Here is a 22860-nt window from a genome sequence, read left to right as displayed (position 1 = left end):
TACGGAGAGCATGGAGCGTACGGAGCGTACCGATCGAATCTATCGTTCGCCCGATCGTTCACGGGCTCCGGCCCTGGATCCTGGATCCAAGTTCCTACCCCTTGAGATAGGCCGCGATGCCGTTCGCGATCCCCTGCGCCGCCTTCTGGCGCCACGCGGCGTCGGTGAACAGCGTGGCGTCCTTCGGATCACGCATATTGCCGCATTCGATGAACACCTTGGGAACGGTGGACAGATTGAGGCCCCCGAGATCGTCGCGGACGTCCAACCCGGCACCGGATCCGATGTAGTTGGCGGGCTTCGTCCCGGTCGCGCGGGCGAACTGCGTGACCAGCGCCTCGCCGAGGGTACGGGACGGGCCCACGATCTTCGCGGTGTCGGCGCTCCCGCCCCGCACCTTCGCGGGCAGGATCACATGGAAGCCGCGGTTCCCGGCCGCCGAACCGTCCGCGTGCACGGACACGACGGCGTCGGCCTTCGCCTCGTTCCCGATCCGCGCCCGCTCGTCGATGCAGGGCCCGTACGGACGGTCGGCGTCGTGCACGAGGACGACCTTGGCGCCCTGCTTCTTGAGGAGATCGCGAAGACGGTGTGAAACATCGAGGGTGTAGGCGGCTTCGGTGTAACCGTGGTTCGTGGACGTGCCGGTGGTGTCGCACTCCTTGCGGTTCGTGCCGATATCCACCTTCTTGTTGATTTCGGTGGAATGCCGGAAATTGCCGGGGTTGTGCCCGGGATCGATGACGATCGTCCGCCCGGCGAGAGGCGCGCCGAGGGGTGCGGCGGGCGCCGCGGGCGCAGCGGCGGCAGTACGGCTGGGCGCGGCCGTGGCCTTCGCGTCGACGGTACGAGCGGGCCGCGGGGCCGCGGACTCGGCGGCGCCGCCGCAGGCCGTCAGGGTCAGCGTCAGAGCGGACGGCAGGGCGAGCGCGAGAAGCTTCCGGTGGTGGTGGGGCACCCCGCGACCGTAACGGTTTCCGGTCGGGATTGCCTGCACCGGAACCGTGTGTGTAAAGGGATCGTGAAGGGTAAGTGCGGGGAACTGCCGCGACGAGCAGAGGGGGAACGGTGACGGGCGAAGAGCATCGGGACCGCAGCGACGGGTCCGACGAGACCAACGCAACACCCAGACCTTGGGAGTACCCGGGAGGGGCTGCGCCGGGCGGTGCGCCGGAAGGTCCGCCGGGAGGGGCTTCGGGAGGTTCGCCGGGAGGGGCTTCGGGCGGTGCGCCGGAAGGGGCTTCGGGAGGGGGCGCGGGCGGTGTGCCGGGCGGGGCTTCGGGTGGAGTGCCGGAAGGGGCCCCGGGCGGCAGCCCGTTACCGCCGCCGCCTCCCGCGCACCCGCCCGTCTACGACGCGGTGCCGCCGGCCTTCCAGGGCCCGCCGCCCGCGCCCGTACCGCCAGTACCGCCCGCACCCGCGCCGGCGCCCGGCCCGGCGAACCCCGCCCAGGCCGCCGCCGTCGCCCTGCTGAACCTCTCCTGCCTCGGCCTCGGCTACGTCTTCCTCAAGCACTGGAAGTCCGCCGCCGTCTGCTGGGCCGCCACCGCCGCCCTGCTCGTCGTCGCGCTGCCCGCCGACCCCGACGGCGTCCCGCTCGGCGCGCTCGTCGCGTACGCGCTCTTCCTCCTCCTCGCCGCCGCCGACGGCGCCCGCCGCGGCCTGCGCGCGAACCCCGAGACCCTGGCGCTCCCGGCCCCGCGCCGCGGCCTCGCGCTGCCGGCCGCGCTCGCGCTGCTGCTCGTCGTCCCCGGCGGCGGCACCTTCGCGTACGGCGCGGCGCGCGACGAGGCCATCGAGCAGTCGCTGCTCGACCGCCTGGCCGCCGCCGACACCCAGGTGAAGCAGGGCGAGGGCCAGTCCTTCGCGAGCGTCGAGCCGACCTACCGCCAGGCCCTGGCCACGTACCAGGACATCGGCGCCCGGCACGCCGGCTCGCGCGCCGCCAAGCAGGTCCCCGACCGGCTGGTCACCTACTACAAGACGGTGTCCGCCCCGTACGACAAGCAGGACTACTGCAACGCCGTCGCCCCCCTCAAGCACCTGCGCGCCCTCCCCGAGACGGTGGACCGCAAGCTGCTCGGCAGCCTCGTCGGCAAGGCCGACGACCCGCTCGCCCAGTCGCTCTTCGAGTGCGGCACGCGCACGATCGGCCTGGCCGGCCAGGAGAGCACGTCCGGCGACCAGCTCAACGAGCTCATCAGCACCTTCCCGCAGTCGCCGTACGCGACGAAGGTCGAGCCCACCCTCCGCGAGGGCCTGCGCAGCCGTGACAAGACGCTCGGCGTCTCGCCCTGCGACGGCGTCGCCGAACTGCGCCGCTTCGACACCACCGTCGGCCTCCTCCCGAACACGACCTTCGCCGCGCTCGGCCAGGACACCAAGCGGTCGATCCAGCGCGGCGACTTCGCCTGCGGCATCGACCACTTCGAGAAGAAGGAGTACGACGAGGCCGTCTCGGCGATGAACGACTACGTCAAGGCGTACCCCGGCAGCCCGCAGAACGCCCAGGCCCGCAACGTCGCCATCGCCGCCGAGATCGCCCAGGAGACCCCGGCCGCCGGCAACAAGGTCCCCTCCGGGGACACCGCCGACGGCTCGGGCCAGCCCATGGTCGTCAGCAACGACGGCCCGGGCGAGGTCGAACTCCTCTACACCGGCCCCGTGACCGGCCGCATCACCATCCCGGCGTGCGGCAGCTGCAAGACGTACCCGACCCTCCTCATCCCCAAGGGCGGCAGCCTGAAGCCCTGCTCCGGCTCGTCCTCGAAGTACCCGAAGCGGACGCTGATGCTGCCGCCGGGCAACTACCAGATGCTCCAGAAGCGCGCGGGCACGACCACGTCACAGGAGGTCAAGAAGGGCAGCACGACGAAGATCGAGTCGGGCTACACGTACACGAACTGCCTGTACGTGACGTCGCTGTACTAGCGGGGCCGGATACGCCGGGTGCGCGCGGTGCGCCGCGTGCGCCCGGCGCGCGGGGCGCACTAGGAGGTGCTCTCCAGGTCGGCGAGGGTGGCCCGGAGCCACGCCAGCTCCGCTTCGGTGGTGGCCCGGGCCACGGTCAGCACGCCGCGCCGGAAGGGGTCGTCCAACTCCTCGGCGCGCAGCGGCCGTTCGCCGTCGTAGAAGAAGCTCGCCGGCTCCTCCAGGAACTCCAGCCGGCGCCGCAGCACGCCGGCCTGCACCACCGGGTCGTCCAGGTGGCGCAGGAACGTCAGCAGCGTGAACCAGCGGTTCTCGTCCGTGATGTCGGTGCCCTCCGCCCCGGCGAGCCGGCGGCGCAGCTCGTGCCTGCCCTCGGCGGTCAGGCTGAGGACGTGGCGGGGGGCGGCGGCGGGACCCTGCTGGGTCTCGCGTGCCAGCAGCCCGGCCTTCTCCAGGCGCTTGATCGCCGGATACAGCGTGGACTCCCCGACCGGGCGCACGTGGCCGGTGAGGGCGGTGATGCGCTTGCGCAGCTCGTAGCCGTGCAGGGGGGCTTCGTAGAGGAATCCGAGGATCGACATTTCCAGCATGGCCGCATTGTCTCGCACCGTCGTGCGCATCGGTGTACATCGGTGGCGTAGTACTACGCCATCGTTGTATGGTCCTTCGCGTGGTCACCACCTGGGTGGCCCGACTCAGAGGACGGGGGAGTGGGCGGTGCGTGAGGCGCGATTCGACGCTCGGGGCAGCGTGATCCGGTGGACCGAGGCACCCGGGGAGGGGCCGGCGACGGTGTTCGTGCACGGTCTGGGCGCCGCCTCGACCGTCTACCACGCCCACATCGCGGCCCGCCCGGAGCTCGCGGGCCGGCGGATCCTCTTCGTGGACCTGCCGGGGCACGGCATCAGCGACCGCCCCGCCGACTTCGGCTACACCCTGGAGGACCACGCGGACGCGCTGGCCGCCGCGCTCGACGAGGCGGGGGTGAGCGGCGGAGTGATCGCAGGGCACAGCATGGGCGGCGCGGTCGCCATCGTCCTCGCTCACCGCCGGCCGGACCTGGTGACGCGCCTGGTCGTCACCGAGGGGAATCTCGACCCGTTTCCTCCGCCCTCGGCGGGCAGCAGCGGCATCGCGGCGTACACGGAGGAGGAGTTCGCGCGCGGCGGCGGCTTCGCCCGCGTCCTTGAGCGCGTCGGCCCCACCTGGGCGGCGACCATGCGGCTCGCGGACCCGCTCGCGCTCCACCGTTCGGCCGCGCACCTGCGACGCGGCACCGAGCCGATGATGCGGGAGATGTTCCGCGAGGCGCGCGGCGTCGAGCGCGTCTACCTCCAGGGCGAGTCGAGCGGCGAGCTGCCCGGCGCCGACGAACTCAGGGCCGCCGGCGTGGGCGTGGTGACCGTCCCCGGCGCCGGCCACAACATCATGTTCGACAACCCCGACGCCTTCGCGCGCGCGGTGGCGGTCCCTCCCGCAACACCGGCGACGGACATCGGCCGGACCACCAGGGGCCGGTGAGCCCGTCACCAGGGCACTGATCCACCGTCGTCGAAGAATCCGCCGGTCGGTCCGTCGTCGGGCAGGGTCGCGAGGTGGATCGCGATCGCCGCGCCCTGCTGGGGAGTGCGGACACCCTGGAAGCCGGTGAGGTCGGTGGCGGTGAAGCCGGGACAGCCGGAGTTGACCAGGATGTCGGTGTCGCTCAGTTCCTTGGCGTACTGGACGGTGACGGCGTTGAGGAAGGTCTTGGACGCCAGGTACGCGGTGGGAACCGGGCCCATGTCGACGCCGGGCGTGGTCTGCAGGGTGAGCGAGCCGACGCTGCTGGACATGTTCACGATCCGCGGCGATGCCGAGCGGCGCAGCATGGGCAGCATCGCGTTGGTGACGCGGATGACCCCGATCACGTTGGTCTCCACGACGACCCGTACGGTCGCGGGATCGACCGTGGTGGGCGTCTGCGGCAGACCGCCGGTGATCGCGGCGTTGTTGACCAGGACGTCGAGCCCTCCGGCGAGTTCGGCGATCAGCTCGGCCGCCGCGGCCGCACTCGCGTCGTCCGCCACGTCGAGCGGAACGCCGAACGCGTCGGTCCCGGCTGCCCGCAGCTTCTCCACCGCGGTGTCACGGCGCTGCTGATCCCGCGCCCCCACGCCGATCCGCCAGCCGAGGGCTCCCAGGCCCGCCGCGATCTCGTATCCGATTCCCTTGTTCGCGCCGGTCACCAGCGCGATCCTCTGTTCACTCATGTCATCAAGCGTGCTGCGGACTCGGGTTGGGCGTCCAAGACCGACTGGGTGGGCGGTGATACCGCACCGATATCGTTCCTGGTGAGCCGGATACCATGACGCGGTGGAGACGCGGGAGCTTCGGTACTTCGTCGCCGTCGCGGAGGAGTTGCACTTCGGGCGGGCGGCGCAGCGGCTCGCCATGGCGCAACCACCGCTGTCGCGGGCGATCCAGCAGCTCGAGCGGCGGCTCGGAGTGGTCCTGCTGCACCGCACGGCTCGCGCGGTCGCCCTGACCGAGGCCGGGTCGGTGCTTCTGCGCGAGGCCCGGGCCGCACTCGACGCGGTCGAAGCCGCCGAGCGCCGCACCCGCCGCGCAGCCGCCGAATCGCCCGGTGTGGTGCTGGCCACGAAAGCCGGAGCGGCCGGCGAACTGTTGTCGAAGCTGCTGGCCGCCTACGCCGCCGAACCCGGCGCGGTCGCCGTCGAGGTGATGCTGTGCGGGCCCGGCGAGCAGGAGAGGCTGCTGCGCGACGGGCGTGCCGACGTCGCTCTGCTCCAGCGGCCCTTCGACACGACGGCCGGACTCGACACCGAGGAACTGCGCACCGAACAGCAGGTCGTGGTCCTGCCCGCCGGGCATCCCTTGGCCACCCGACCGCATATGTCGATGGCCGAGGTGACCGCCCTGACGGACCTGCCCCTGCCGCGCTGGCCTCGACGGGACGGGGGCTATCCGGACGGACCTGGCCCGCAGGCGCGCGACCACACCCAGCTGTTCCAGCTGATCGCGCTCGGACGGGCCTGCGCGGTCGTGCCCGAGTCCCTCCGAGCCCACCTGCGCGACGACCACGCGACGGTGCCGGTGCCGGACGCACCGGCCGTCACGACCGTCATCGCCTGGCCGCCACACAGCAGATCCAGAGCCGTCGCCGACCTCGTCCGCACCGCGACACGCCTCTAGCGTGGGTGCCGATGACGGTGCCGAAGACCACAGGGAACGTCGGCCGGACAGGTCCTAGGCGACCGGTCGGCGGCGCAGCACCCGGAGGGAGTCCGTGACCGAGACCTCCTCGAAGTCGCCGGACTCCAGGGCGCGGAGGTAGATGCGGTACGGGGCCTGGCCGCCGTCCTCCGGGTTCGGGAAGACGTCGTGGATGACGAGCAGGCCGCCGGGGGCGACCTTGGGGGCCCAGCCCTCGTAGTCGGCGGTGGCGTGCTCGTCGGTGTGGCCGCCGTCGATGAAGACGAAGCCGAGCTGCCCGCCCCACACGGCCGCGACCTGCGGGGACCGGCCGACGACCGCGATGACGTGGTCCTCCAGGCCGGCCTTGCGGAGGGTGCGGCGGAAGGTGGGCAGCGTGTCCATCACGCCGACCTCGGGGTCGACGACGCTCGCGTCGTGGTACTCCCAGCCCGGCTGCTGCTCCTCGCTGCCCCGGTGGTGGTCCACGGTGACGGCCACGGTCCCGGCCGCCCGCGCCACGTCGGCGAGGAGGATGGTCGAGCGCCCGCAGTACGTGCCGACCTCCAGGAGCGGAAGCCTCAGCTCGGCGGCCTCGGCGGCGGCCTCGTACAGCGCGAGCCCTTCCTTGACCGGCATGAAGCCCTTGGCGGCCTCGAAGGCGGCGAGGATCTCGGGGGTGGGCTCGGACATGCTGGCTCCTACTGGCGAGTACGGACGTACGGGCGCCCATGGTGCCCTACGCGCCGCACTCGGACCACACCGTCCTCCCGTCGCCCGTTTCCCCGCTCCCCACCGGCCCCTCACGGCCCCGACGGCGGCCGGCCCGCACCCTTCCGACGGCCGCCGCCTTCGCCGCGTCAACGCGGCGGACAACCCGCGTGCGGGCGGCGGCTCGCGCGCGTGCGGGGCGGCTCGTGGCGGTTGCGAGGCGCTCCCGGCGGCCGGACGCTGGAAGGAGCAAGGCCGAGAGCGAGAGGAGGTCTGTCCTCATGGCTGAGAAGGTCTCGCTGAAGTTCGGCGAAGGCAGATCGTTCTGGTTCATGAACGGGCTGTACACGGTGAAGGTCTCCGGCGAGGAGTCCGGGGACGTGTGCAGCGTCATGGAGATGTGGCTGCGCGAGGGCTGGGGTCCGCCGCCGCACACGCACGACGTGGCCGAGTCGATCTACGTGCTCGAAGGCCGGCTGCGCATGCACCTCGCCGGCGAGGCGGTGGACGCCGGGCCCGGTTCCTTCTTCCACATTCCCGTCGGGACCGACGAGCAGCCGGAGGTGGTGGAGGAGTCCAGGATCCTGGCCGTCTACACACCTGGCGGCTTCGACAAGTTCTTCGCCGAGGTGGGCGAGCCCGCCGAGTCGAACACCCTGCCCCCACTGTCGGAGGAGCCGCCCGACTACGAGCGGATCGCAGAGATCGGCAGGCGCTACGGGCTCGAAGTGAAGCCGCCGGACTGAAGTGGACCGAGGCGGACCGAAGTGGACCGAGGCGGACCGAAGTCGCCGAAGTTCCGCAGCCGACACAGTTTCTGACCTTCCGTCAGATTGGAACGTGTTCTAGTCTGCGGTGCCATGGGCATCGCCATCACGCATGAACAGCGGGAGCTCGCCCGATCCGTACGCGGCTGGCTCAACCGCGCCGTACCGCCCGAGGCGGTGCGAAAGCACCTCGACGTCCCCGACCTGGCCCTGGGCCGCCCCGCGTACTGGGACGGCGCGGCGGCGCAGGGCCTGCTCGGGATCCACCTGCCCGAGGAGTACGGGGGCGGGGGCGGCGATCTCGTCGACCTCGCCGTGGTCCTGGAGGAGGCGGGGCGCGCGCTCCTGCCGGGGCCGTACCTGCCGACCGTGCTCGCCGCCGAGCTGCTGCGGCGGGCCGGGCACGCGGAGTCGGCGGGCGCGCTGGCGGCGGGGGAGCGGATCGGGGCGGTGGCGTTCGGGGCGGGAACTCTGACGGTCGCCTCCTCCTCGGTCGACGACGGCCTGGTCCTCGACGGCCTGGCCCCGCCCGTCCTCGGCTCCGCCCACGCCGACCTGCTGATCCTGGCCGCGCGCTCGGCATCGCACGGGGTCGTCTGGCTCGCGGTGGACGCCGACACCGTGGCCGTACGCCCGCACGACGACAGCGCCGACCCGACGCGGCCCACGGGTGAGGTCGCCGCCGACGGCGTCCTCGTACCCGCCGGCCGGCTGCTCGCGGGCGTCGACTCCGACCTCGTACGGGACCTGGCCGCGGTGCTGTACGCGGCGGACGCGTGCGGAACGGCCGCGCGGGCGGTGGAGACGGCGGCGGAACACGCCCGCACCCGCGTCCAGTTCGGCCGCCCCATCGGTCGGTTCCAGGGCGTCAAGCACCTGTGCGCCGACATGCTCGTCCGCCTCGAACAGGCGCGGGCACTGGCGTGGGACGCGGCGCGGGCGGCGCGCGAGGACGGCGGCGGGTCAGGGGTGGGCGCGGGGGTGGCCGCGGAGGTGGCCGGGGGGATGGCCGCGGGGGCGGGCGCCAGGGTGGCCACGGAGGTGGTTGCCGGGGTCGACGCCGGGGCGCCCGCGGAGGTCGCCGCCGGGGCGTTCGGGGGGATGTCCGCCGGGGCGACCGCCGCTGAGGTCCGCTCGTACACGGCAGCGCTCGCCGCCGCGACCGCGCTCGACGCCGCGTACGGGTGCGCCAAGGACTGCATTCAGGTGCTCGGCGGCATCGGCTTCACGTGGGAGCACGACGCCCATCTGTACCTGCGGCGGGCCCTTGTCGCGCGCCAGCTCCTCGGCACGGGCGATGCGCACCGGCTGACGGCCGTACGGCACGCGGCGGCGGGGACACGGCGGGAGCTGCGCGTCGAACTTCCGGAAGAGGCGGCGGAGTTCCGGCGGGAGGCGCGTGAAGTCCTCGCGGGCGCCGTGGGGCTGGATCCGAGGGCGGCCCGGAGGGCGCTGGCGGCCACGGGTTACGCGGCGCCGCACCTGCCGAAGCCGTACGGCCTGGGCGCCGGCCCGGTCCAACAGCTTTCCGTGCAGCGCGAGATGGAGTCCTTGGGCATCCGCCTGTCGCCCCTCTCCATAGCCACGTGGGTGATCCCGTCGCTGATCGCGTACGGGACGGCCGCGCAGCAGGCCCGCCACCTCGGCCCGACCCTGCGCGGCGAGCAGCAGTGGTGCCAGCTCTTCTCCGAGCCGGAGGCGGGGTCGGACCTCGCGTCCCTGCGCACGCGGGCGGAGCGCGACGCGGACGGCTCCTGGCGGGTGAACGGCCAGAAGGTGTGGACGAGCGCGGCGCAGTGGGCCGACTACGGCATCCTGCTCGCCCGTACCGACCCCGCCGCGCCCAAGCACCGCGGCCTCACCTACTTCGTCGTCGACATGAAGAACACGCCCGGGATCACCGTCCGCCCGCTGAAGGAGATCACCGGAGACTCCCTCTTCAACGAGGTCTTCTTCGACGACGCGCTCCTGCCGGCCGACGCCGTCGTCGGCGAGGTCGGGGGCGGCTGGCAGGTCGCGCGCAACACGCTCGGCAACGAGCGCGTGCACATGGCCGACCAGGTGGCCTTCGACACGGGCCTGGAGTCCCTGATAGCGGCGTGCGATTCCGTCGACGGCTCCGTCCGGGTCCGGATCGGCGCCCTGGTCGCCGAGGCGCACGCCCTGGCCTGCATCGGCCTGCGGACGACCCTGCTCCAGGTCTCCGGCCTGGAACCGGGCCCGGGCGCGAGCGTCCGCAAGCTCGTCCAGACCCTGCACCAGCAGAAGGTCGCCGAGCTGACGCTCGAACTCCTGCCGTCGCCACGGGCGGTGCACGGGATGCTGATGTCGCGGTGTCTGACGATCGCGGGCGGGACGACGCAAGTGCAGCTGAACGTGGTGGCCGAGCGCCTGCTCGGCCTGCCGAGAGACTGAGGGGGCTTTCGCTATGCGGTCATTCATCGTCGGTGTGGGCATGACGAAGTTCGAGAAGCCGGAGACGCGCGACTGGCAGTACTGGGACATGGCCAAGGAGGCCGGCTCAGCCGCCCTGACCGACGCGGGCATCCCGTACGGCCTGGTGGAGCAGGTCCCGGTCGGCTACTGCTTCCAGCCCTCGACCGCCGGCCAGCGCGCCACGTACGAACTCGGGCTCACCGGCGTGCCCGTCTACAACGTCAACAACAACTGTGCCACCGGTTCGAGCGCCCTGATGCTCGCCCGCCAGCTCGTGGAGGGCGGCGCGGCCGACTGCGTGCTCGCGCTCGGCTTCGAGAAGATGGCGCGGGGCGCACTGGGCGGCGGCGCGGAGGGCGCGGGAAACTTCAAGACGTCACCGGTCGCCCGCCACTACGGCGTCATGGCCGCCGCCCACGGCTTCGAGATGACCCCGCCCACCGCCCAGATCTTCGGCAACGCCGCCCGCGAACACATGGACCGCTACGGCACCACCGAGGTCCAGCTCGCCGCCGTGGCCGCCAAGAACCACCGCCACTCGTCCCGGAACCCCAACGCCCAGTTCCAGGACGTCTACACGGTCGACGAGATCCTCGCCGCCAAGACCATCCACCGCCCCCTCACCAAGCTCCAGTGCTCCCCGACCTCGGACGGCGCCGCGGCGGCGCTGGTGGTGTCGGAACGCTTCGTGGCCGAACACGCCCTGGCCGACCGCGCGGTGGAGATCGCGGCCCAGGCCATGACCACCGACACCGAGGAGTCCTTCTCCTCCGGCTCCTGCATCGACGTCGTGGGCCGCCCGATGTCGAGGGCGGCAGCCCGCCAGGTCTACGAGACCTCCGGCCTGGGCATCGAGGACGTCGACGTCGTCGAACTCCACGACTGCTTCTCCATCAACGAGCTCCTCACGTACGAAGCCCTCGGCATGTGCGAGGAGGGCGCCTCGGGCAAGCTCGTCGAGTCGGGCGCCACCACCTACGGCGGCCGCTGGGTCGTCAACCCCTCCGGCGGCCTCATCTCCAAGGGCCACCCCCTGGGCGCCACCGGCCTGGCCCAGGCCGCCGAGCTGGTCTGGCAGCTACGCGGCGAGGCGGGCGCACGCCAGGTCGCGGGCGCGCGGGTGGGCCTGGCGCACAACATCGGCCTCGGCGGGGCGGCGGTGGTGACGCTGCTGCGGCGCTAGCGAAACCAAACCTGACCTGACATCAGAAGGCGCACGTAGTGGTGATCCATGCCACATCCGCGATGAGTGTCCAGTGGTGACGCTGCGCACGTTTATTGGAATCTCATATTCCGGTCGAACGTGTTTGCGACTCCGGGTGGCGGATTGAGTGGCGAATGAGGGGGCTGGTTGTGCGCGCACCTATGGTCAAGGTCGTGACTTTCCGTAATCGATGAAGAGTTTCAATCGGTGATGGCTGACATCGACTGTATGGCCTTATGGGGGCATTTACCTAGGCGGAATCTCCTCTTCCGGACATGACAAACGTCCTTGACGCGGCAGCGAGTCATGCCGTTGGGTGACCCACCGACTGTGAACTTTGCGCGATGCAGGGGTGGGGATTGTGAAGAGACAGCTGGTGCTTCGGCGTGCCCGAAGTACCGTGGTCGCCATTTCGGCTATGGCCGTCGGGCTGGTGGTTCCGCTTCCGGCAGCCCAGGCGGCGATGCCGGCCGTGGATTCGCCCGTGCTCGACGAAGCGCATCAGGCGCTCGAAGATGCCAAGGCTTCCGGCCAGCGCGTCGAGGTCCAGGGCGAGCGTGGCGAGCGGACCAGCGTGTTCGCGAATCCCGATGGATTCACCTTCACGCTGGAACAGCACTCGGTGCCGATTCGCGTCGCCAAGCCCGGCGGCGGCTGGCAGACCCCGGACGCCACGCTTGAGAAGCGTGCCGACGGCACCGTCGGCCCGAAGGCGGCCTCGGCCGAGATGACCTTCTCGGGCGGCGCCGACAGCACGCCGCTCGTCAAGATCGCCGATGAGGGGCGGTCGATGGAGCTGGACTGGAAGGGTGACCTTCCCGCGCCCGAGCTCGACGGAGCCAACGCGGTCTACCGCAACGTCCTGCCGGACGTCGACCTGAAGGTCACGGCCACCGTCGAGAGCTTCCAGCAGGTCCTCGTGGTCAAGACGCCCGAGGCCGCCGCGAACCCGGCGCTCAAGGAGCTCACCTTCGACCTGAAGACGGACGGCCTCGCCATCCGCAAGGGCGCCGCCGGCAACCTCGCGGCCGTCGACGGCAATGGCAACACCGTCTTCCGTTCCCCGCCGGCACGGATGTGGGACTCGGCCGGCCAGCCGGCAGCTGAGCCCACCGCCGCTTCCACCACCGACTCCGGTACCGCTCCGCAGCTCGTTCGGACCGCCCTCGCCGCTGACGACGTGCAGCCGACGCCGGGCGATCCGTCCGAGCAGGCGGCCTCCGGCACGGGCCTGGCGCCCGGGCAGGGCGACAACGTCTCCCGTATGGACGTCAACGTCACCCACGACTCGCTGTCGGTCGTCCCGGACGCGGACATGCTGACCAACACCGCGTCGGACGACTATCCCCTCTTCATCGACCCCACCGTCACCTGGGGCGAGTCCGAGCGCACGCTCCTCCGGTCCGACGGCTACGAGTCGTACGGCTGGGGCAACGGCAGCGACGGCCAGGGCCAGGGCGCGGGCAAGTGCGGCTCGTGGAACGGCTACTACTGCGGCCCCGGCTACGTCCAGAAGCTCTACTTCGAATTCGCGCCGGACAGCCTGCGCGGCAAGAAGGTCCTGGACGCGACCTTCCGTGTGACCGAGCCGTGGGCATTCCAGTGCGATCCGCGCTGGGTGGATCTCGTGCGCACGAACAACATCTCCTCGTCGACGACCTGGTCGAGTCGCCCGACCGAGCTCGACTGGCTGGTCGACCGCTACGTCTCAGCAGGACGCGGTTCTCTCTGTGACCCGAACTCGCCGGACGCGCCGATTGAGTTCAACGACAACCCGGACGAGACGAACGAGAACCTCACGCCGACCGTGCGTGATTTCGCGGCCGGTAAGTTCTCGCGACTGACGCTCGAAATCCGCGCCCATGACGAGTCCGACGCCTCGGCCTGGAAGCGTTTCAGGAACGATGCCGTGCTGGCCGTGAGCTACGTCGCCCTTCCGGCGGTTCCCACCGGCGCGGCGATCGTCACCGGGTCGGGGAATATCTGCAGCACGAATCATCTGGACCCGGACATGATCGCCGACCCGAAGCCTCAGCTGAACGCCACCCCGCAGACCGCGGCAGGTGGAGAGACGGGCGCGAAGCTGCGAGCGCATTTCCGTGTCGAGCAGTGGACCAAGGGCACGGACGGCACGTGGGCGTGGAGGGGAACTGGAGTCTCCCGCCCCTCGGACCCGAACTTCGTCGGGGACAACTCCAAGGTGGCGTACAAGTGGGAGACATCTCTTGCCAACGGTGGCATCTACCGCTTCGCGGCGCTCACTCAGGCGTTCTATGACAATGGCACCTACTCCCAGTCGTCCGGTTACAGCAACTGGTGCTACTTCGACGTAGACACCGAAACTCCCCTTCCTCCCAAGATCACGTTGACGGCGCCGTACGACAAGATCTGCACCAGCGACGACCTGACGGATCCCATCAACTGCCCGCCCGTCGGTGGTCCCAACCGGCCGTTGACCTTCACTGCCGCTACCGCGGACTCCGTCGGCTCCAAGCTCGTCCAGTACAAGTACGCGTTCCCCGATGAGAACACCACCTACACCGAGCTGGCGGTCGGCAAGACCGGAGACACCGTCATTCCTCGGACGGCGGGCCTCAAGCTCCTGAAAGTCCGAGGTAAGGACGAGGTCGGCCGCTGGAGCGAACCGGCCATCGTGAAGGTCAACGTCGCCGAAAGCGAGGGGCCGGTCGGCCGCTGGAACTTCAGCGAGCCGGACGGGTCGGCCGCTGTCGACTCCGGCACGGCCACGAGTGCGCCTCGCCAGAATGCGGCCCTCTACGGCGGTGCCGTTCGCGACGAGCGCGGTCGGCGCGGCGAGAACTGGTTCAAGGACGCGAATGGAAACCTGCTGACGACTCCGGAGAAGGACCGCGGCATGTCGCTCAGCGGTACCGGCGCCTACGCCGCCACTCCTGCGAGAGTCCTCGACGTCACGAAGTCGTACACGATCGCCTCGTGGGTCCGCCTCAATGCCAAGCCTGCCGGCAACGTCACGGTCCTGAGCCAGGACGGTTCCTACTTCAGCTCCTTCTACCTTTCTTACCTGTCCAGTCTCGGCAAGTGGTCGCTAAGGACGGCGACGACCGATGTAGCAGGCGGCAACATCAGCACCCAGATCGTCGTGGCCAAGGACCCCGCGCCCATGGGCGTGTGGACGCACCTGGCCGGCGTGTACGACGCGAGCACGGGGCAGATCGAGTTCTACGTCAATGGCCGGTCGCAAGGCACGCACACGGTCGTGGCCCCGCCGGTCGTGACCACGAGCGCGCTTCAGATCGGCCGGGCGAAGTACCAGGGGAACTACGTCGACTACTTCCCGGGCTCCGTAGACGAGGTGTCCGTCTGGCAGGAGGCGCTGAACAGCGACCAGATCGCCGACGAAGCCAAGGCGGTCCTGCCCAACGGTCTTACGGCAACGGAACTGGTAGCAGACTGGAAGCCCGTGGTCGGCGCGACCACCGATCTCGCCGACACGACCTCCGGATACGGCAGGCAGCTGACTCTGTCGGGGGCGACCGTTGTAGGTGACGCGCTTCATTTCGTGGGCGCCGAGAAGGACTCCGCCGCCGCCAAGGGCGGTCCTCTGGTCGACGAGACCGGATCCTTCACGCTCACGACGGAGGTGTCGCTGGACAAGTCCAGCGTCCAGGCGATGAGCACAGGCGACATGGCTCAGGTGTTCGCTCAGCCGAGCACCGACGGATCTTCCTGGGGGCTGTGGTTCACGGTCACCGGAAGCGTCCCGGTGACCGACGAGTACGGGGTCCCGGTCCTCGATGACAAGGGCAATCCCGTGATGCAGAAGGCAGGCCTCTGGCGCTTCGGTCGCGTGAGCGCCGACGGCAAGGAGGGCGAGTTCGTCGAGTCGAAGGAAGCGGCAAGTCTGGGCACGTCGGTACGTCTGACCGGTGTGTACGACGCGCAGGCCGCGCCCGCCGTACTGGGCGGGGAGCCGGGGGCGATCTCGCTGTGGGTGCAGATCGACCGGAGCGCGCCGAAGCAGTTCACCGCCAAGACCGGCTCGGGTGACTTCACCGTGGGCAGCGGTTTCGCGAACGGGGCCCCGTTGTCGTTCATGACCGGAGACATCCATGACGTACGGCTGTGGACCGGGGCGATGACAACCGCTCAGCAGGTCGAGAAGTACACGTCGACCGACTGACACCGGAGGCGGCACCGCAGGTCGGTGCCGCCTCCCCGGCCTTCTGGGCCGGTCAACACGCAACTCTCTCGAATTCAGGGTGGGGATGAAGAATCCGTGACATTTGGCATGAGCAGGACCAGAACCGCGGCTGAGCGCGCGCGGTGGAAGGAACGTCGCCGGCGTGTGACGCTGCCGCTCGTCCTGGCGCTGTCCGTACCAGTGGGACTGACGCCGGTGGCGCAGGCAGCCGATGGCGGTGGACTCGGGAGCATCAACCTGCCGGCACAGCGGGTCAGCAAGGTCCGAGCAGTCACCGGGCTGGGGGCGAAGAAGGCCCACGAGCACGTCGCGAACGACCGGAAGAAGAACAATGCCGAGGCGGCCCGGGCCCGTGCCGAGCAGCATGTCACGTGGCCTCGTGCTGCCGCCGCGGAGCTTCCGCTTCGGGGGGCCAGGACGAAGTCGGTCCCTGGCGGCCTGCCGGTCGCCGTCACATCGGTGCGAGGTACCGCGAAGGCGCCGAGCGCCACCGGTACAGCCCATCTTGAGGTCCTGGACCAGAAGGCTGCAGACAGGCTCGGCATCACCGGCGTTGTGCTGACCGCCACCGCAGACAGCCCCGGCCAGGCCGAAGTCCGCGTTGATTACCGCGCCTTCGCCTCGGCTGTCGGCGGCGGCTGGTCGGGCCGGCTGCATCTCGTGGAACTGCCGGCCTGTGCGGTGACGACTCCGCAGAAGGCCGAGTGCCGCACGCAAACGCCGATCGCCTCCCACAACGACGCCCAGAGCCTCACGGTCACCGGCAAGGTCCGCCTGGGCGCGACGGACCGGGGTCTGACGCCGCAACTCGGCACGTCCGTCTCCGGCACCACGGTGATGGCTCTGACGGCCTCGTCCGCGGGCAGCCAGTCGCCCAAGGGCACGGGCGACTACGGTGCCACCCCGCTTTCGGCGTCGTCGTCCTGGTCGGCCGGCGGCAATTCCGGTTCCTTCACCTGGAACTACGGCTTCACGTTGCCGCCGGCCGCGGCCGGCCCGACGCCGTCGCTCGGGCTCTCCTACGACTCCGGAAGCGTCGACGGCCGCACCGCTGCCACCAACAACCAGAGCACTTCGGTCGGTGAGGGCTTTTCCCTGACCGAGTCCTACATCGAGCGCTCCTACGGCAGCTGCGACAAGGACGGGCAGACCGACGTCTTCGACCTCTGCTGGAAGTACGACAACGCCCGCATCGTCCTGAACGGCAAGTCCTCCCGGCTGGTGAAGGTCTCCGACACCACATGGCGCCTGGAGAACGACGACGCTTCCAAGGTGACCCGCTCCACCGGGGCAGACAACAACGACGACGACGGTGAGTACTGGACGGTCGTCACCGGTGACGGGACGAAGTACGTCTTCGGCCTGAGCAAGCTCCCCGGCGCCACCACGGAGCGCACGAACTCCACCTGGAACGTTCCGGTGTTCGGTGACGACTCGGGCGAGCCCGGATACGACAAGGGCAGCGCCTTCGCCGACCGCTCGTTGCTCCAGGCGTGGCGGTGGAACCTCGACTACGTCGAGGACACTCGCGGCAACGCGGCCACGTACTGGTACGCCAAGGAGACCAACTACTACAAGAAGAACAAGGCCACCACGGCCAACGCCGTATATGCCCGTGGCGGCTACCTGAAGGAGATCAAGTACGGCCTGCGCAAGGACGTGAACGGGAGCCTCTTCACGGACGACGCCGACGCGAAGGTGACCTTCACCTACGCCGAGCGGTGCACGGCCGCGGACTGCAGCTCACTGACGAAGGCGACTTCCCAGAACTGGCCTGACGTCCCGTTCGACTCGATCTGTGCCAAGGACTCCACGGACTGCCTGGCGGCGTCACCCTCGTTCTTCACGCGCAAGCGCCTGACCGGCGTCGACACCTTCTCGTGGAACGCCACGACGTCCGTCTACGACCCTGTCGACTCATGGAACTTCACGCAGCAGTACCTGGACGGCGGTGACATCGGCGATACCTCGGACCAGGTTCTGGCACTGATGTCGATCACGCGGTCGGCCAAGGCCGGGGCAACCGAGATCCCGATGAAACCGGTCTCGTTCACCTACCAGATGCGTCACAACCGCGTAGATGCCACGGATGACATCCTGCCTCTGACGCGCCCGCGTATCTCCACTGTCACGACGGAGACCGGTGCGATCACCACGGTGACCCTTTCGGACAAGGAGTGCGTCCGAAGCGAGGTACTCGCGGCAGCGCAGGACTCCAACACCCGCAACTGCTACCCGCAGTTCTGGAACATCAACGGCTCCCCGGACGCCTCGGTGGACTGGTTCCACAAGTACCGTGTGCTCGGCGTGACCGAGTCCGATCCGGCCGGCCAGAACGACGCCGTCGAGAACGCCTACGAGTACAGCGGCGCCGCCTGGCACTACAACGACGACCCGCTCACGCCGAAGAACGAACGGACCTGGTCCGACTGGCGCGGCTACCGGCAGGTCACGGTCTACAAGGGAGCCAACAGCGCCACCCAGCCGCGCTCCAAGAGCATCTCGCTCTATATGCAAGGCATGAACGGCGACAAGAACGCCGACGGCACCGCCAAGGCCGTGAGCATTGCACCGCTGGCACAGCCTTCGGTGGGTGCCTCGACCCTGACCGACAGCGACCAGTACTCCGGGCAGCTGCGTGAGCAGGTGACGTATAACGGAACGACTCCGATCTCGGCTATCGCGCACCAGCCGTGGTCCCAGGAAACCGCGCGGCAGAGTGACGTTCCGGACGCAGGCGACCATGTGGCCCGCTTCGTGCGGACGAAGCTGACCACTACCTACACGTACCTCACCGCGTCCGACACGTGGTGGCGCCGGGCGGTCCAGACGACGTTCGACTCCTACGGCATGGCGAGCACGGTCTACGACTCGGGCGACTACAACAAGAGCGGCGACGAGACCTGCACGCGAACCTGGTACGCCCGCAATGATGCCGCCGGCCTCACCAGGCTGGCCTCCCGGATCCGCACCGTCGGCAAGTCGTGCTCGGTGGCGGATGCGGACCTGGCATGGCCCACAGACGACAAGACCCGCGGTGACGTCCTCTCCGACGCGGCAGTGGCCTATGACGGCGCCACCGACTGGACCGAGTCCATGACGCCGACCAAGGGCCTGCCCACCTGGACCGGGCGGGCCAAGGGCTATGCCGCGGGTGGTACGCCCACCTGGCAGAAGCTCGTCGGCACGGGCTACGACGCCCTCGGCCGACCCACGTCGACGACCGACGTGAACGACCTGGTGACCAGCCAGACCACGTACACGCCCAGCGACGCGGGCCCGCTGACCACGACCAGAGTGCTCAACGCGAAGAGCCACCCTGTTCTGACCCTCCTCGACCCCAAGCGCGGTCAGCCACTGCACACCTATGACGCGAACGGTAAGCACACCGAGCTCGCGTACGACGCGCTCGGCCGGCTCACCGACGTGTGGCTGCCCAACCGCTCCCACAGCCTGGGGCAGACACCCAACACCAAGTACGCCTACAACCTGAGCAACACCACGCAGTCCTGGGTCTCGACCTCTTCCCTGAGGAAGGACGGCACCACCTACAACACCAGCTACGCGATCTATGACTCGCTGCTGCGTCCGCTGCAGACGCAGTCACCGACCCCCTCGGGCGGACGGCTGCTGACCGACACGCGGTACGACACGCGGGGGCTGGTGTATCAGACGCACTCCGGCATCTTCGATACGCCGACCACACCCAACGGCGTGTACGCGCGTGCCGAATACGGTGAGGCCCCCACCCAGACCGACATCGAATTCGACGGCGCGGGCCGGGCGATCTCCAGCACGCTGCGCGTGTACGGCGTGGCGAAGGGCACAATCACCACCACCTACACCGGTGACTCGGTCGCGACGAGCGCGCTGACGGGCGGTTCCGCGACCCGTACGATCAGCGATGCGCGCGGCCGGACCGTCGAGACGCGTGAGTACGCCGGCGAGACCCCGGCCGACCCCGCGTACGGCGGCGGTCTCGGGACGGCATACACGTCCTCCTTGTTCACCTACGCCCTGGACAACAAGCAGCAGTCGATCACCGGTCCCGACAAGGCGCAGTGGACCTACACCTACGACCTGTTCGGACGCCAGGTAGCGACCACCGACCCCGACAAGGGCACGACCACCACGGACTACGACACGCTCGACCGGGTCATCACGACCACGGGCGGCGGAAAGACGGTCCTCACCGAGTACGACGAGCTCAACCGCCCGACGAACACCTGGGCCGGAACCAAGAGTCCCGCGACACTGCTGACCAACCGCACGTACGACACGCCCTTCCGGGGGCTGCCGGCGACGTCCACGAGCTACGCGACGGTCGGGAGCAGCCGACTGCCGTACACGAAGAAGGTCACCGCGTACGACAGCATGTCGCGTCCCACCACGACGCAGCTACTGCTCCCCGCTGAGGAGCCGCTCGTCAAGGCCGGCACCATCCCGGCGACGCTTGACTTCTCGAGCAGCTACGACATCGACGGCACGCTGCTGACCAGCACCGAGCCGGCGCTGGGCGGACTGCCCTCGGAGATCGTCAGCTACACCTACAACGATCTCGGCCTGATCACCGGAATGTCGGGACTCGCCGGGTACCTCCAGAACGTCGGCTACACCCCTCTCGGCCAGGTCGAGAAGGTGACCCTCGGCACGGGGGGTACGGGCGCGAAGAACGTCTACATAGCCAATGTGTACGAGCCGGGCACTGGCCGCCTCACGCAGAGCAGCGTGACCGACCAGACGCACCCGTACCTGCTGCAGGACCTGAAGTACACCTACGATCTGGCGGGCAACGTTCTGTCGATCGCCGACCCGACCACGATGGGCGGGACCGGAAAGGCCGAGACCCAGTGCTTCGCCTACGACGGCTACCGCCGTCTGGCAGAGGCGTGGACGCCAACGTCGCTGAAGTGCTCGGACGCCCGTTCCGCGAGCACGCTCGACGGACCGGCTCCGTACTGGACGTCGTACACCTACAACCAGGGTGGCCAGCGACTGAAGGAGACGCAGCACGGGGCGGGTGGCGACACCACGACGACGTATTGCTACGACCCGGCCAAGCAGCCGCACGCGCTGCGCTACACCACCACCCGCACCGACTGCGGCACGGCGGCCGACCTGGCGAAGGACAAGGTCTACGACTACGACACGTCCGGGAACACGATCAAGCGCCCGGGCACGACGGGGCAGCAGGTCCTGGCATGGTCCAACGAGGGCCAGCTCTCCACGCTGACGGAGGGCACCAACGTCACGGACTATGTCTACGACGCCGACGGCACTCTGCTGCTCCGCGGCTCAAAGGACGGCGAGCGCGTCCTGTACGCCGGAGCCACGGAACTTCACCTGCCCGTGGGCAAGTCGGCCTGGGCTCAGCGCACGTACACCGCGGGCGGGGCCGCGACCGCGATCCGCACCAACCAGTCCGGCACGGCCCAGGTCCAGTACCTGGCCGGCGACCACCACGGCACCCAGAGCCTCGCGGTCACCTCGGACACCACCCAGAAGGTCACCAAGCGCTACATGACGCCCTTCGGCGCCGAGCGCGGCGGCTCCGTCGGCACCTGGCCGACGGACCGGGGCTTCCTGGACAAGACAGCCGACAAGACCACGGGCCTCACCCACATTGGCGCCCGCGAATACGACCCGGTAATCGGCCAGTTCATCAGTGTCGACCCGCTGCTCTCCATGGACCAGCATCAGTCGCTGAACGGCTACAGCTACGCGAACCAGCACCCGGCCACGACATCGGACCCGACTGGGCAGCGAGAGACGTGTGGCGCTTACGGTAATTCCTGCTACGAGCAGGATTACAACAACGACGGCAGCGACAACAACGACGGAGACCGTAAGACCACCGGCGGGGCCGAATGTCACAACGACCCGGACTGCAAGCGGTCGCACAATTCTCCTGGGACAAGCAGTGTCGATGACCTGGGTGACGGGAAAGCCCCGCTCCTTCCCGAGACGTTGGCCAAGGAATGGCTGACCACTGGGTACCCGAGCGAGAGGCAACTCCGGAGCACCAACCAGGGGTACTATGATGTCCTGAGCTATGAACTCAATCTCGAGCTCTATTACCGCGAGCAGTGCAGCTTTGGCGGAATGAATGATCCATGCGGTGCCATCCGAAAGTTCTATGGCGGATGGAAGCATGTCGACAGCATCGGATCGGTAGACACGTGCCCCGTCTGCAGTAATTCGGGACTCCCTGTCGTACTGGCTATGGAAGGGATCCGGGGCTGTAAGTGCTTCCTTGCTGGCACCGATGTGCTCATGGCCGACGGAACGACGAAGGATATCGATAAGATCGAAGTCGGTGACGAGGTTCGTGCTACCGATCCCGAGACCGGTAAGTCTGGGATCAGGAAAGTCACGCGTCGCATCGTCACTGAGGACGATAAACTCTTCAACGAGCTCGTAATCTCGACGCCACGCGGTCAAGAGAAGCTGACCGCGACCCACGAGCACCCGTTCTGGTCGCCGTCCGAGCGTCGCTGGGTCCCTGCGGGTGAGCTGGCCGAGGGCATGACTCTGCTGACTGACCGGGGCAAGACCGTCACGGTGGTCGGCAATAGAGGGTTCGCCAAGAGGGCCCGCACCTTCAACCTCACGGTTGACGACCTTCACACGTACTATGTGCTGGCGGGACAGACTCCGGTCCTGGTTCACAACTCTAACGGGTGGTGTGGACCTGGCCTGAGAACGACATCGGAAGCTGGTATCAGCCCGAATGATGCCAAGCGAATTCAGAACGCCGCCGACAAGGCGGGGCAGCCAATCATCGTGGTCGGAAGCCGCGCAAACGGAACCCCCAACCCGACGTCAGACTGGGACTATATCCTGTCTGGCCCGTCCAGAACTCGTCACAGTGTCAAGAATTCGCTGCCAAGAGGGATGGGTGATGGTGAAGGCAGCGGGCGCGGTCGAGACTTCTGGCAAAGCTATAATCCGAACCGTCCCGACTATGCAGAGCTGGATCGGAATAGGCCGTACGTGGTATTCGAGCCCCGGAGCAGGTGAGGACTTGAGAGTGTCAGAGCGCGTCATCAACGAGGTCGCTCAAGGGCTCCGCGCCCTGGACGATGCTGTGACCTGGTTCTCCTCATTGGAACAGGCGCAGCAGAAGGCGGTACTGCACGAGGTTGTTCGTTACGCCATGCAGGCCCATGCAACGGTGAACGACGCGCGTGAGGGGCTACCGCGATCAGGCGTCAAGCCGACCATGACCCCGGCAGTGCTGATTGTCCGGGAACCGATTCTCGAGCAGATGGGGAAGATCATAAATCTGCCCCCCGGTGAGTACGTGAAATCATTTCGTGTCCTCTTGTCTGCGTTTGCAGTAGCTGACACGCGACGAAGAGAAACGGAGTGCCGAGGAACTTGTAGCCACGCCTGGCATAACCTGTCGTAAGCGCCGACGCCACCGGCGCACC

General features: G+C 69.0%; 13 protein-coding genes. 9 read left to right on the top strand and 4 right to left on the bottom strand.

The window, feature by feature from the left end:
- Positions 1-94 precede the first annotated feature (94 nt).
- Positions 95-958 (bottom strand): N-acetylmuramoyl-L-alanine amidase, encoded by an 864-nt coding sequence (locus ACWEV0_RS01515; protein ID WP_453145417.1) that lies wholly within the window; start codon positions 956-958, stop codon positions 95-97.
- A 329-nt stretch (positions 959-1287) separates the two neighbouring features.
- Here ACWEV0_RS01515 and ACWEV0_RS01510 point away from each other — a divergent pair, with 329 nt between their 5' ends.
- Entirely contained in the window at positions 1288-2931 is a 1644-nt protein-coding gene (locus ACWEV0_RS01510; RefSeq protein ID WP_453145416.1) for a hypothetical protein, read from the top strand.
- A gap of 59 nt (positions 2932-2990) precedes the next feature.
- Here the strand turns inward: ACWEV0_RS01510 and ACWEV0_RS01505 are convergent, their stop codons facing one another.
- The gene (locus tag ACWEV0_RS01505) at positions 2991-3521 is read right to left on the bottom strand and encodes a PadR family transcriptional regulator (RefSeq protein WP_453145414.1); all 531 of its coding nucleotides are present in this window, start codon (positions 3519-3521) and stop codon (positions 2991-2993) included.
- A 127-nt stretch (positions 3522-3648) separates the two neighbouring features.
- Here ACWEV0_RS01505 and ACWEV0_RS01500 point away from each other — a divergent pair, with 127 nt between their 5' ends.
- The gene (locus ACWEV0_RS01500; RefSeq protein ID WP_453145413.1) at positions 3649-4452 is read left to right on the top strand and encodes an alpha/beta fold hydrolase; all 804 of its coding nucleotides are present in this window, start codon (positions 3649-3651) and stop codon (positions 4450-4452) included.
- A gap of 5 nt (positions 4453-4457) precedes the next feature.
- On the opposite strand, the gene ACWEV0_RS01495 is transcribed toward ACWEV0_RS01500, so the two are convergent.
- Entirely contained in the window at positions 4458-5183 is a 726-nt protein-coding gene (locus ACWEV0_RS01495; protein ID WP_453145412.1) for an SDR family NAD(P)-dependent oxidoreductase, read from the bottom strand.
- A gap of 103 nt (positions 5184-5286) precedes the next feature.
- Here ACWEV0_RS01495 and ACWEV0_RS01490 point away from each other — a divergent pair, with 103 nt between their 5' ends.
- Positions 5287-6126, top strand: coding sequence for a LysR family transcriptional regulator (locus ACWEV0_RS01490; RefSeq protein ID WP_453145410.1), 840 nt, complete (start codon positions 5287-5289; stop codon positions 6124-6126).
- Positions 6127-6180: 54 nt separating this feature from the next.
- Here ACWEV0_RS01490 and ACWEV0_RS01485 read toward each other — a convergent pair whose 3' ends face one another.
- A complete protein-coding gene (locus ACWEV0_RS01485; RefSeq protein WP_453145408.1) occupies positions 6181-6819 on the bottom strand; it encodes a class I SAM-dependent methyltransferase in 639 nt (212 codons plus the stop codon).
- Positions 6820-7118: 299 nt separating this feature from the next.
- Here ACWEV0_RS01485 and ACWEV0_RS01480 point away from each other — a divergent pair, with 299 nt between their 5' ends.
- The 6 genes from ACWEV0_RS01480 to ACWEV0_RS01455 all read left to right on the top strand — a co-directional run bounded on the left by ACWEV0_RS01480 (position 7119) and on the right by ACWEV0_RS01455 (position 22838).
- Positions 7119-7583 (top strand): cupin domain-containing protein, encoded by a 465-nt coding sequence (locus ACWEV0_RS01480; RefSeq protein ID WP_453145406.1) that lies wholly within the window; start codon positions 7119-7121, stop codon positions 7581-7583.
- A gap of 114 nt (positions 7584-7697) precedes the next feature.
- Positions 7698-10019, top strand: coding sequence for an acyl-CoA dehydrogenase (locus ACWEV0_RS01475; RefSeq protein WP_453145404.1), 2322 nt, complete (start codon positions 7698-7700; stop codon positions 10017-10019).
- Between the two features lie 13 nt (positions 10020-10032).
- Complete coding sequence (locus ACWEV0_RS01470; protein WP_453145402.1) at positions 10033-11223, top strand: lipid-transfer protein; 1191 nt, start codon at positions 10033-10035, stop codon at positions 11221-11223.
- A gap of 439 nt (positions 11224-11662) precedes the next feature.
- Positions 11663-15406: a LamG domain-containing protein gene (locus tag ACWEV0_RS01465; RefSeq protein WP_453145401.1), complete on the top strand. Its 3744-nt coding sequence runs from the start codon at positions 11663-11665 to the stop codon at positions 15404-15406.
- 108 nt (positions 15407-15514) lie between these two features.
- Positions 15515-22447 carry a polymorphic toxin-type HINT domain-containing protein gene (locus ACWEV0_RS01460; protein ID WP_453145399.1) on the top strand — a complete coding sequence of 2311 codons (6933 nt, stop codon included), beginning with the start codon at positions 15515-15517 and terminating at the stop codon, positions 22445-22447.
- Between the two features lie 10 nt (positions 22448-22457).
- Entirely contained in the window at positions 22458-22838 is a 381-nt protein-coding gene (locus ACWEV0_RS01455) for a DUF5958 family protein (RefSeq protein ID WP_453145397.1), read from the top strand.
- The last annotated feature ends 22 nt before the right edge of the window (positions 22839-22860 follow it).

This window comes from Streptomyces sp. NPDC003943 (assembly GCF_053605265.1).
Note: the sequence above shows the minus strand (reverse complement) of the source record. Positions and strands in the feature narration are given on the sequence as shown.